Annotated in this window: 10 protein-coding genes and 1 tRNA gene; 10 read left to right on the top strand and 1 reads right to left on the bottom strand. The window is 48.6% G+C overall.

Annotation, left to right across the window (positions count from 1 at the left end):
* From KH813_RS04830 to KH813_RS04805, 6 genes are all read left to right on the top strand, one after another.
* Positions 1 to 676, top strand: a 676-nt coding sequence (locus KH813_RS04830; RefSeq protein ID WP_303993929.1) for a class I SAM-dependent methyltransferase, incomplete at its 5' end; no start/stop codon positions are given.
* The gene (miaA, locus tag KH813_RS04825) at positions 673 to 1614 is read left to right on the top strand and encodes a tRNA (adenosine(37)-N6)-dimethylallyltransferase MiaA (protein WP_303993926.1); all 942 of its coding nucleotides are present in this window, start codon (positions 673 to 675) and stop codon (positions 1612 to 1614) included. The genes KH813_RS04830 and miaA, both read left to right, overlap by 4 nt.
* Complete coding sequence (hfq, locus tag KH813_RS04820) at positions 1604 to 1813, top strand: RNA chaperone Hfq (protein ID WP_303993923.1); 210 nt, start codon at positions 1604 to 1606, stop codon at positions 1811 to 1813. Before miaA ends, hfq begins: the two co-directional genes overlap by 11 nt.
* Positions 1814 to 1833: 20 nt before the next feature.
* Positions 1834 to 3060 carry a methionine gamma-lyase family protein gene (locus KH813_RS04815; protein ID WP_303993932.1) on the top strand — a complete coding sequence of 409 codons (1227 nt, stop codon included), beginning with the start codon at positions 1834 to 1836 and terminating at the stop codon, positions 3058 to 3060.
* Between the two features lie 85 nt (positions 3061 to 3145).
* Positions 3146 to 3222 (top strand) — tRNA-Val (locus KH813_RS04810).
* Positions 3223 to 3293: 71 nt separating this feature from the next.
* Complete coding sequence (locus KH813_RS04805) at positions 3294 to 4196, top strand: DMT family transporter (RefSeq protein ID WP_303993920.1); 903 nt, start codon at positions 3294 to 3296, stop codon at positions 4194 to 4196.
* Here the strand turns inward: KH813_RS04805 and KH813_RS04800 are convergent.
* Entirely contained in the window at positions 4177 to 5415 is a 1239-nt protein-coding gene (locus KH813_RS04800) for an aminopeptidase (protein ID WP_303993917.1), read from the bottom strand. The two genes, KH813_RS04805 and KH813_RS04800, sit on opposite strands and share 20 nt — an antisense overlap.
* A 71-nt stretch (positions 5416 to 5486) precedes the next feature.
* Here KH813_RS04800 and KH813_RS04795 point away from each other — a divergent pair, with 71 nt between their 5' ends.
* The 4 genes from KH813_RS04795 to KH813_RS04780 form a co-directional block, all read left to right on the top strand.
* The gene (locus KH813_RS04795) at positions 5487 to 6038 is read left to right on the top strand and encodes a ComEA family DNA-binding protein (RefSeq protein ID WP_303993913.1); all 552 of its coding nucleotides are present in this window, start codon (positions 5487 to 5489) and stop codon (positions 6036 to 6038) included.
* On the top strand, positions 6035 to 8287 hold the full coding sequence (locus KH813_RS04790) for a ComEC/Rec2 family competence protein (RefSeq protein WP_303993910.1): 2253 nt from the start codon (positions 6035 to 6037) through the stop codon (positions 8285 to 8287). The genes KH813_RS04795 and KH813_RS04790 overlap by 4 nt, the downstream gene beginning before the upstream one ends.
* Complete coding sequence (holA, locus tag KH813_RS04785; RefSeq protein ID WP_303993907.1) at positions 8250 to 9209, top strand: DNA polymerase III subunit delta; 960 nt, start codon at positions 8250 to 8252, stop codon at positions 9207 to 9209. Before KH813_RS04790 ends, holA begins: the two co-directional genes overlap by 38 nt.
* Positions 9206 to 9662, top strand: a 457-nt coding sequence (locus tag KH813_RS04780; RefSeq protein ID WP_303993904.1) for a peptidoglycan binding domain-containing protein, incomplete at its 3' end; no start/stop codon positions are given. The genes holA and KH813_RS04780, both read left to right, overlap by 4 nt.

Genomic DNA, 9662 nt, shown 5'->3' with positions numbered 1-9662 from the left:
ATCATTGCGTCGCTTGGCGGAGCGGACACGGATTTCCCATTGGCTCGTGCAATTGCAGCGGGGATTAGTCGCAACGGATGGAAAGACACGGCTGGAGTTTCATTTGCAAATGGCAAAATTACGTGCGCTGAATTGGGAACGTAAGCGCCAAGATCATTTTGCCGATTTTTTGCATGAAGTTTCTCCGGAACGTTTTTTAGACGCCACATTCGGTCGAGGCAGCGACGCGATTATGGCTGCTTATACCTTGTCTGAGAACGTGGAAATCATTGCGCTTGAAAAGTCATTTCCGGTGTATGCAGTGGGCAGAGACGGTTTGCGCTCTATGAAAGTTCCCGAAGCACCGGCATTGACGGCAGCGTTGCGGCGGATTCATTTACTCCATGCTGACGTGAGTGACTATCTGAAGAAACAACCGGATAACCGCTTTGATGTCATTTATTTTGACTTCATGTTTCATCATACAGTGAGCCAAACCAATAACTTGGCTGATTTGCGCACATTTGCCGCGCAAGCAGGGCTGGATGACAAACTCTGGGAAGACGCAAAGCGAGTTGCTAAAAAACGTATTATTGTTAAAAACAGACCATTCGCGAGCTGGTTTAAGACGCATCCGCCGACGTTTTTGCGCGGCGGTACGTATAGTCGAGTGGTTTATGGAGTATGGGACTTATGAAACAACGCCTGGTAGTTATTATGGGGCCGACGGGGGCGGGTAAAACAGAAGTGTCATTGCATCTTGCCGAAATGTTCAATGGGGAAATTATTTCGGCAGATGCGTTTCAAGTGTACCGCGGTCTGGATATCGGTACAGCAAAAGCAAAAACCGACGAGCAGAAACGTATCGTACATCATCTGCTGGACATTAAAGAGGTCACTGATAACTATACCGTGGCCGAATTTTGCGAGCGTGCCCGAACACTGATTACCGATATTGCCGCACGGGGAAAAACACCGTTTTTGGTCGGCGGTACCGGTCTGTATGTACAAGCATTGCTTGAAGGTTATACCTTCCCTGACATCGGACCGGTTCGGAAATGGACGCAGCGCTACAATGAAATGTATCGCACGCAAGGGGTGGAACGATTACGCGAGGAAATGCGGCAACGTTCTCCGGAATATTTTGCGACACGGACAGTAGGCGATCCGCAACGATTGATTCGCGCCCTTTCCGTACTTGCGGCGGGAGGCAGTTATGAAGCGACGAAGAAAAGCGATGAGCCATTGTATACGGGACCGGTATTTGCGCTGGTGCCGCCGCGTGAAATATTATATGAGCACATCAATGTCCGTGTTGAAAAAATGTTTGCCGAGGGTTTGGAAAACGAGGCGCGTTGGCTTTGGCAAACGCATGAAAGCAATATAAGCCAAGCAGGAAAAGGGATAGGCTACCGGGAGTGGCCGGCGTACTTTGCGGGGGAGCAGACACGTGAAGAAACGCTTGCTTTAATACAGCTTCATACGCGCCGTTTTGCCAAACGGCAAATGACTTGGTTGCGCCGAATGCCATATATAACGTATATAGATCCTTGCGCATATCCGACCGCGCAAGCGCTCGCTGATGCCATGCAAGAAATCATTAGAAACAGCTGGGAGACGTGCAATGACAAATAAAATAAATTTACAGGATGCTTTTCTTGAAGCCTTAAAAAAGGCGAAAGCCACAGTCAGCATTTATCTTTTGAACGGGGTTAAACTGCAGGGAATTGTCAAAGATTATGATAATTTCACAGTGTTACTTAAAAGTCAGGACAAAGAACAGCTGATTTACAAGCACGCTATTTCTACGATTCAAGAAGGGGAAAAAGAGTGAACGATTCACAATCATCTGCCATTACGCTTAAAGAAATCGAAACGCAGGCTTTACTCACATGTCGGGAAGCGTTTGCGCGCTATGATGAAGTCGCGGTAAAAAATACCGAAAAAATCTTAACGGCATTTCGTGAATGCCAATTATCCGCATTTCATTTTCAAGGCACGACAGGCTATGGTTATGACGATGTCGGCAGGGAAACCTTGGAAAAGGTATTTGCGCATGTTTTTCGTGCGGAAAAAGCGCTGGTCCGTCCACACTTTGTTTCAGGAACACATGCCTTGGCGACAGTCTTGTTAGCATTGCTTAACCATGGCGATGAAATGGTCTGCGCGATGGGAACCCCTTATGACACGATGCAAACGGTTATCGGGCTTACCGGTAATGCGCCGGGGAATCTGCGGGAGCGTGGTGTAGCATATCATGAAGTAGCTACGAAAGACGGTCGGTGCGATCTTACTGCGTTGGCGAATGCGGTAGGACCCAAAACGCGTCTGGTATTGATTCAACGCTCGCGCGGTTATGCGGAACGAAAAGCATTGACAATTACCGAAATAGCCGAAATCATTCGTGTCATCAAAGCGAAAAATCCGCAGACGATTTGCTTTGTCGATAATTGCTACGGAGAGTTTACCGCCACGCAAGAGCCGATCGAAGTCGGCGCCGATATTGCAGCCGGTTCGCTGATCAAAAATGCCGGTGGCGGGATCGCTCCGACAGGAAGTTATGTCGTCGGTCGTGCCGATCTGGTTGAAGCCACGGCGCATCAACTGACGGCGCCCGGTTTGGGCGATGAGATGGGTTCGTATACGCCGGGGTATCGACTCTTTTTTGAAGGCCTTTTTATGGCGCCGCATGTAGTCGGACAAGCGTTACGCGCCGCCGAATTTGCTGCCGCCGTGTTTCATCGTTTAGGTTTCAAAAGTGAACCGCAATTAGGCACGGAGCGCAGTGACCTCATTCAAACGATCGAATTGGGCACGGAAAAAGCATTATGCGGGTTCTGCGAGGGGTTGCAGGCATGGTCACCTGTCGACGGCTATGTTCGTCCGGTTCCGGGGGAGCTGCCGGGATATGCCGATCCGATTATCATGGCCTGCGGCGCATTCACGCAGGGGTCCTCCATTGAACTTTCCGCGGACGGTCCGTTGCGGTCGCCGTATACGGTGTATTTGCAGGGCGGTTTGGTGTTTGAACATTCGCGCTTGGCTATTATGGGCGCAGCTGCCAAAGTGCTTGAGCAATAAAAAAGTAAAATCCCATCGAATAGATGGGATTTTACTTTTGCTTGACAATGATATCTTTTCTCGGGTAAAATAAACAAAGTTACTCGGGGCTATAGCTCAGTTGGTTAGAGTGCTACGTTGACATCGTAGAGGTCACTGGTTCGAATCCAGTTAGCCCCACCACTTTACACCGTCAGGGTGCTTTTTTTTCGTTAAAATTTTTACATATGCGAAGTATCTCGGAAAGGATCCATATGGCGAAGTGGGCAGTAGCAACCGCTGCACTTTTTTGGGCAATCAGCGGCGTAGTGGCGCAACAATTATTTGCCTCCACGACGATCCAGGCACCGGCCTTAACCACGATTCGAATGCTGCTTAGTGGAATTTTGTTTTTGCTGATTTATTTTACAACGCGTTCCGAGCACAGAAAACTCGCGTCCCGCAGTCGTAAGTTTTATCTGTTGGAGATGCCGTTATTCGGAGTATTGGGCATTTTCGGCATGCAGTATACGTATTTTCAGGCGATTCAACAAGGTAGCGCGGTGGTGGCAACCGTATTGCAAAATTCCGCGCCGGTGTTGCTGCTCTTCTGGGCGATTTGGCGCACCAAGTCATGGCCGAATTTAACCGATGTGTTGGCGACCACGGGCGCAGTCATCGGCGTTGTGCTGCTGGTGACGGGCGGCGATGTGACTAAACTCCTCGTTTCGCCGATAGCCATTTTCTGGGGAATTTTATCCGCGTTTGCCGCAGCATTTTATGTTCTCTTTCCGCTTTCGTTATTGCGGCGTTTTCCCGCGCCCTATTTATTGGGAGTGGGGATGTTGTACGGTAGCATGTTCAGCTATTGGGTTACACCGGCGACTGATTGGTCTATGTTTTTTCATTCGCAAGTTCTGCCCATGTTTTTATACATCGTGGTAGGCGGAACGGTGATTCCGTTTTTTCTGTTTCTCTATGCATTACGCACATTACCGCCGACCACAGTCAGTGTGCTTACCTGTCTGGAACCCTTTGGCGCAGTTGTTTTTTCAGTGCTCTTTTTGGGGATGTCATTCGGTTGGGGAGAAATCATCGGCGTTGTTTGCGTCATGAGTGCGGTGCTTTTACTTGCTTTCAGTAAAGAACCGCGCGAACCTACGCAAAGTTCGGGCTGAAATTGCCGTCATGGAAGATTTCTACTTCACGATTGTCTTTTGTGTGTCCGATAATGGTAAGGTCAGAACTTCCTATCATAAAATCCACATGAATCATCGAGCGGTTTAAGCCGGCGGCGGTCAATTCGTCGTCGGTTTTTGTTTTGCCGTCGGTGATGCAAGTCGGATAGGCTGCGCCCAATGCCAAATGACAGGAGGCGTTTTCGTCAATTAACGTTTCATAGAACGAATAGGGAATTTGCGCAATGGGTGAATCTTTTGGTACGAGTGCGACTTCGCCTAAAAAGCGCGATCCTTCATCCGATGCAAGCAGTTGTTCGATGGCATCCTTGCCTTTCGAGGCTTCCACTTGCACTACTTTGCCGTCGACGAAATCAAGCTCTAATCCTTCGACCGTCTGGTTGTAAACGACTAACGGGCGAGTGCCGGTGACGTGACCTGTCATGCGGCGAAAATCAGGGGCGGTAAAAATCTCTTCCGTGGGAATGTTGGCGGCGAACGGAACCGCGCGGCCGCTTTTTTCGTTGCCGCCTTGCCATATGTGTGTATCCGGCAAGCCAATCACGAAATCCGTGCCGTTTTTGCTCATGTAGTGCAATGTGTCCAGTCGTAACGCATCTAATAATCGACGACGTCTGTGCAACGTATCCAAATGATTTTGCCACGCTGCCAACGCATCTTCGTTTTGAATACGGGAAACATAAAAAATAGCGTCCCATAACTTTTCTAAAGCCGTTATCGGCGTTTCGTCCGGGAATAAAAGTTCTGCCCAGGTGGGGGTTGCAACGGCCGCTACCAGCCACTGCACTTGCGAGTTCATAATGGCTTGCGAATAAAACTGAAATACTTTATTTTTGGCCTGCTGAAACGCGTTAATTCGCATCGTGGGTACTTCTTTGAAAAGTGGCGAATCACAACTTACCAAAGAAATGATGGCTCGATTTTCCGCCAAATATTCCTGCGCCTTGGTGACTTGCGAAGGACGGATATACAACAGCGAATCTTCCTGCGCGCACTGCAGACGTCGCGCAAACACGCTACCGGATTGCCAATCGACCTGTACATCGCCGGCACCATGCGCGTAAGCGGCCTTTACCAAAATGGCGACAAACTCATGCGCTTCCACCGGTGCATTAATAAGAACAGGCTGCTTAGGTTGTAAGTTCACGCCGTATTGTAAAAGAACATCTGCATACGATTTTGCAAGTTTCTGATCCATGATTTATTGCTCCTTTGTATGACATGGGTATATAATTAAAGCATATAAAATAAGAGAAAGAAGGATTAACGGTGCATTTTTCTCGGTCCGTCACTCACGCACTGTTGGCAGGTGCCTTGTCGCTTTCGTTTTTAGGAATATTATACTATTTTCTGGCGGAAGATTCTCAACCGGAGCCGATACCGATGACTGCCGCTTCGGTGGCATCTCCTGTCGAAGAAAATATGTTGGTTTACGTAGCCGGGGCAGTGGAACAGCCGGGTGTGTACCGGTTGCCGCTCGGCAGCCGAGTCAAAGATGCGGTGCAAGCGGCCGGGAATTTATTACCGTATGCTGATGCGGAAGCAGTCAACTTGGCGGCGAAGTTGCGTGACGGTGAGCAAATCAGCGTGCCGTTCAACTTTAATCCTCCGGAAGGGCAACTCGGCATCACGTATGTGAATATTAACACCGCGAATTTGGCAGAGCTGACTACGCTTCCGGGCGTGGGTGAGGCAACTGCGCAAAAAATTTTAGACTATCGACGGGAACATGGTCTGTTTCGTCAATTAACGGACTTGGAAGAAGTCAAAGGAATCGGTGAAGGAAAATTCAAAGAGCTGCGTCGTCATATTACCATTTGATCTGGCATTATGGCGCGTTGCTGTTTGCATCGGCAGTCGCGCTTGGGATCACGTTAAATACTACGTATTCGTTACTTGTCTACGGAATTTTACTGATTGCAGTCGGCGCACTTACCGCTTTTGGTTTTCTGAAGTCGGAAAAAGCGGGGCGTAAGTGGCTACTCCTAATTTTATTCAGCGGTCTAGTCGCAGGTGGGGTAGGGTTTTATTGGCAAGAAAAGCAATCAGCGGATCTTGCCTTTTTTGTATATAACGAAACCGGTACATACCATGTCACTGTGGAAAGGGAAGCACAGGTTTTCACCGACGGGGATAAAGTGACATATCGGTATCCGGTAGCGCTAAAAACATTTTCCTATCCGGACGGTGTAACAAGGAATGTCAAAGGGAAAGCGTATCTTTATTTGGACAGCACGCAGTATGAGCCGTATTCTGTCGGCACCGCGTTGCAAGTTACGGCTGAATTAAAACCGTTTCACTATTATCAAAATCCCGGACAAAAAACGCTTTATTATCGGCATCGTACAGAACAAATGCTGGGTAATTTATACGTTCCGCTTAAGGCTCGAGTCAATATTTCCGGCATGGATAAAGGCTATTACTTTTTGTCTGTGGCACAACACCTGCGCGAGACGACCCGGACCTTTTTTGCGCAGGCGTTGCCGAAGTCGGAGGCGGCATTGGCGTTCGCTTTGCTGTGGGGCGGTTATGACGGCCTTTCTTCCGAACTGATTAATGCATTTGCCAATTCCGGCATTATTCATATTTTATCTGTTTCCGGTTCTCATATTGCGCTTTTATTCGGGCTCCTTTGGTGGCTCGGCAGGTGTTTTCGCGTACCCGCCCCGCTTACATATGGTGCCGCTTTTTTATTGGTTTTTTCCTATGCATTTATCACCGGCTGGCAACCGCCTGTGGTGCGCTCGTTTTGGATGGGGGCGGCGGCGTTTGGGGGGATACTGCTTCGACGCGACGTGGATGCTACCCATTGGCTAGGCTTGGTTAGCTCACTGATGCTGCTGTATCAGCCGCTACTTTTATACGATGTGAGTTTTCAACTTTCTTTTGGCGCCACGTTGGGATTGATAACTTGTTGCGGTTCGTGTGCGCAACTGTGCCGCAAACTTGTGCATGTACCGTTACGCCTGGCGCAGGGGATCGCGGTTACCGTTGCCGCAAATATTTTTTTGTTGCCGTTGCTGTTATATTATTTTCAGGCCTTGCCGCTTTATGCAGTACTGACAAATATTGTCGTCGCGCCGTTGTTGGAGATCATTATTGCGGTAGAGTTGGCGGCGGTCATTCTGCATTTTGCCTGGACGTTACCGGCATTGGGAATCTTGCGACTTGTCCACTACGGTCTGGCTATCTCGGTTGCACTGATTCAAGCCGTGGCTGATTTACCGTTGGCACAATTACGATTTCGGGCGTTAAGTATTGCTGAAACTGTCCTCTACTTCGTCGGTTTGGCAACAGTAGTTATGTATTTTAAGTCTAAGGATGCGCGGTTGAAATATCCGGTATTGGTGTTTTTAATCGCTTGCCTTGGGGTGGGACTGTATAGGATTACGCAAAATGGACAAATACGCATTTTAGTTCCGGACGTCGGCCAAGTGGGAGCTGTTTGTATGGAAACAGGGGGACGACGGGTTTTATATATCAAGGAAAGTCGCTATGCTCGACGAGATTATCCCCAGGCGCTGACCCGTGCGTTAAATTTTTATGGTATTTTTACTGTCGACGATTGTATTTATGTGACGCCGCGTGAAAATACGGTCGAACCATTTCCCTCACATCGTTATCTGCGAGCACAGGAGATTTCTGATGGCAAAGATACGCATGTCGTGTCAACGGCGGATACTTTTATTCAATATCCCGGCCTGGTGGCCAATCAAAATGGAGCGGTACTGGCTATGTCGGGCGGATCGGCGCTGGTACAATTACAAAACGAAAAATCCTTGGCGATGCCGAGCACGACGAATTTGCTCGTGATCGCGAATGCGCAAAGTGCGAGGGCAATATTGGCACAACGGCATCCGCAACTGGCTATCACAGTGCCCGATGGGAACTTTAGCGGTAGTGAAGGCACGGCAAACGGCAGTGAGGAGTTTCACGCGAAAGGTATACCTGTGTATAATACAGAAGAGACAGGAATGATAGTCGCATCACTACGTGGTCATACATGGAACATCGAAACGGAGATAAAAACGCATGCAGAACGACCGAATTTACCTTTTTCACGGCACTGATATACCGGCTGTTTATGCTCGCAAGCGGCAAGCCGGAAGCGGCACTTCAGAAGCCGTGGAGCAGGGTAAAGAGCGCAGCACAACGGCGGAAATTGTGCAGCAAATCAATCAAGTGTCGCTCTTTAGCGAAGTGCGTCGCTTTGAATTTGTTAACCCTTTGTTTTTGACACAAAAAGATGAATCGATTCCGGCAAAGGAATTTTTACAGTCATTGGAAAATGTACCGGCGGAAACGCGTATTTTTTTTATTTTAGAAGGCAAGGCTGATCGCCGGTTAGGCTTGGTCAAAAAAATTTTACCGTTGGCGCAAGTATCGATGTCGGAATTTATTCCGGGATGGAAAGTAAGCGCCGCTTTTGACAGTGTCTTGCGCGCCCAAGGCCGAGGATTAAGTCGTGCTGCGCGGCAGTACTTGCAAGTAGCGTCGGAAGGTTGGGAGAATATATCGTCCGTTTTTATCACTACAGAAGCACAAAAATGGCAGCTGATGACGGATCAAAAAGAGATCCCGCTCGAAGTGGTACAGGAGTCGTTACCTTCGTACTTGCAACGGCAGGTGTTCCAGTTTTGGGATGATTTGGTGGATCAACGTAAACGAGCTGTTCTGGAAGCCGTTCCGCATTTATTTAATAACATAGATGAAACCTTGAAAAATACCGGCTTTCTGGCTTCGCAACTGCGCCTTTGTTTAGGCATTTATGAATTGGAACATGCCGGTGTCGCGACGAGAGATATGGCACGAAAATTGCAAGTTAACAATCAATGGCGCTGGAAAAATGTTTACGCCGCAGCGCAGAAACTGAACTATGAGCAGTGCGCTACGCTGTTGCTGGCATTATATCGCACGCAATGGCGACAACGTAACGGTTATGATGTTTCGTGGCGAGAACTATTTAGTGAATATTTACGAGGAACGTTATGAAGAAGAATGCAATGATTGCCACCTGCGTAGCGGCAGGAATTATTCTTACATTGTTGTTTTTGCCTTTGTTTGTCAACGGGACAAGCGGTGTCGTCCGCGGAGTCAAGCTGCAGGATCAGGATGTATCCGGTTGGCAAAGGGAAGGACTGCAACGCTATTTGGCAGAACGAAACAACAAATATGAAAATGCGGTGCTGAATTTGACCTATCAAACCTACACTTGGGAGATTCCGATGCGCGACCTGAAACTTGCCATAAATGCAGAGGCAACAGCGGCTGCTGTCAGCGACTATGGTCGCACCGGTTCATGGTTTCGGCAATGGCGGGAGCAGTGGCAAAGCTACCTGAAACCGGTTCAAATGAATTGCACGGTCGCTTATGATGTGGCACATTTAAATGAAATTCTGCGGGCTAAAGTGGACGAACTGGCAGCGCCGCCACGCAACGCCTCGG

The organism is Negativicoccus succinicivorans (genome assembly GCF_018373335.1).
Taxonomy (GTDB): Bacteria; Bacillota; Negativicutes; order Veillonellales; family Negativicoccaceae; genus Negativicoccus; species Negativicoccus succinicivorans_A.
Note: the sequence above shows the minus strand (reverse complement) of the source record. Positions and strands in the feature narration are given on the sequence as shown.